The following is a 1,766-nucleotide window of genomic DNA, read 5'->3' as shown; positions in this document are numbered from 1 at the left end:
GGACCCGCGGGAGCTGGTCGGTCGTCATCGTGGTGGTGGTCGCGCCGTAGCAGGCGGCCTCCACGAACGCCACGGACGGGTGGGCCGCGGCCCACAGCCGCGGGTAGGTCAGCGGACCGCGGCGGCACGGGTCGTTGGGGTTGTCGTAGGTGCGGGTGCCGGGAGCGGTCGTGTACGAGTCGCCGAGGGCGACGTACTTGCCGGCGAGGGGCGCCGCCTGGGCGGGCGCGGCGATGACCGCGGTGGCGATCAGCGCCAGCAGTACGGGGAACAGGGCCCGTGGTGCGCGCATGGATCTCGTCTCCATCGGGGTTCGGGTGGAGCGGACCCTTTCAGGAGTAACAGTTGATGTTGTGGGGTAATACCCCACAAAGGGTGGCGATGGGTGAATTTATCACTAATGGTGCGGAATCCCGATCCATTCGGGCCTCGATTCACCCGGTGGTGTCCGCCGCGCCCTCCTCGATCGGGTCCCCCCCGAGGGACGGCGCGGCGATCAGGCCGGGCACGTCCGGGGCCCGACCCGCCGCCGAGGGTGATCGCGACGTTCGACGTGCTGCCGGGCAGCTCCCGGTAGCCCGGCGCCGGGGTGAGGTCGAAGCCCAGGTCGCCCGGCGCGGTCTCGCCACCCCAGCGGGGTGGCCCGCGACGTCCAGCTCGCGCGGCTCGTCCATGTCCATCCCCTGGAGGCGGGCCTGGACGCCGGACAGGCCGTCGGTCGCCTCCTCCGGCGTCTTGCCCACCAGCGGTTGGCCCATGACCACGACGCTGGTGTTGGTGGCCGGCCTGGCCGGCCCAGGCAGGTCCGGGTCGACCTCCATGCCGTCCGGGGACCCGCAGCAGCACGTTCGTGCGGGGGATCGGGACGTGCCCGGAGCCGGTCGCGGCCTTCCCCTCGGCGGTCGCGGTCGCGGCCTCGATCAGCGGTCCGGCGCACCGTACCCGAGATCAACTCACGACCGGCTCACACCCAGTGGTCGTCCGCCCCGCGGGTCAGGCGGGCCAGGTCGCCGAGACCGCCCACCGAGGGCCGCACGTACCCGGCGCGCGCGGCCACGCCCGCCGCCTCGCCGCGGGACCGGCAGTCCAGCTTGGCGAGCAGGCGCTCGACGTAGGTCTCGACCGTGCGGCGGCTTACCACCAGCGCCTCCGCGATGTCCTGGTTGCTCAGGCCCGCGACCAGGCCGGTGGCGACGTCCAGCTCCCGGGCGGTCAGGCCGGGCGCGTTCGCGAACGCCGTGCACGCCGCGATGACACCGCCGCGCGGGCCGTCGGCCACGCGCAGCAGCCGCACCCGGTGCCAGCCCTCCCGGCCGGGCCACAGGAACGGGACCGTGCGGATGCCCAGCGCCGCGAACTGCTCCGCCACCGCCCGCACCGCGGGGTCGTAGGTGATCGGCGCGGGTTCGCGGCCGGTCACGGGGGCCTGCGCCGGCAGGATCCAGCCGGCCGTCCACTCCGGACCGAACCACGCGTCCAGCCGGGGGTGGCGCAACGGGTCCACGCGACGGGCGAGGGCCTCGCCGACCGTCGCGACGAACCGGCGGGCCTCCTCGCCGAACGCCGAGCGCTCCGGCGCGTTGAGGTGCAGCACGCCCACGACCTGCCTGCCGCCCAGCTTCAGCGCCGCCGACAGGCCGTCCTCCAGCCCGGCGGGCCGCAACTGCTCCTGGTAGTGCGGCGAGTCGCGGAAGTTGTGCGGCATGTCGTCCATCAGCAGCGGCACGGGCGAGTCGAACAGCTGGCCGCCCCACCGGGTGCGGGGC

The 1,766-nt window shown here is 74.5% G+C and carries 2 protein-coding genes and 1 pseudogene; all 3 read right to left on the bottom strand.

Annotation, left to right across the window (positions count from 1 at the left end; all coding sequences use genetic code 11):
* Window positions 1-292 (bottom strand): annotated as a pseudogene (locus ACFV4N_RS43400) (SGNH/GDSL hydrolase family protein); the annotation flags it as partial.
* Between the two features lie 142 nt (window positions 293-434).
* Complete coding sequence (locus ACFV4N_RS43395) at window positions 435-821, bottom strand: hypothetical protein (protein ID WP_499678537.1); 387 nt, start codon at window positions 819-821, stop codon at window positions 435-437.
* A gap of 143 nt (window positions 822-964) precedes the next feature.
* The coding region (locus ACFV4N_RS43390) for a LuxR C-terminal-related transcriptional regulator (RefSeq protein ID WP_499678536.1) at window positions 965-1,766 on the bottom strand (802 nt) is incomplete at its 5' end.

This window comes from Actinosynnema sp. NPDC059797 (genome assembly GCF_042732085.1).
Lineage (GTDB): Bacteria > Actinomycetota > Actinomycetes > Mycobacteriales > Pseudonocardiaceae > Actinosynnema.
The sequence above is the reverse complement of the archived record's forward strand: the minus strand, read 5'-3'. Positions and strand labels throughout refer to the sequence as shown.

Bases quoted from the DNA above. Each gene is read 5' to 3' on its own strand.
- ACFV4N_RS43395 (WP_499678537.1), bottom strand. From the start codon at position 821: ATGGAGGTCGACCCGGACCTGCCTGGGCCGGCCAGGCCGGCCACCAAC.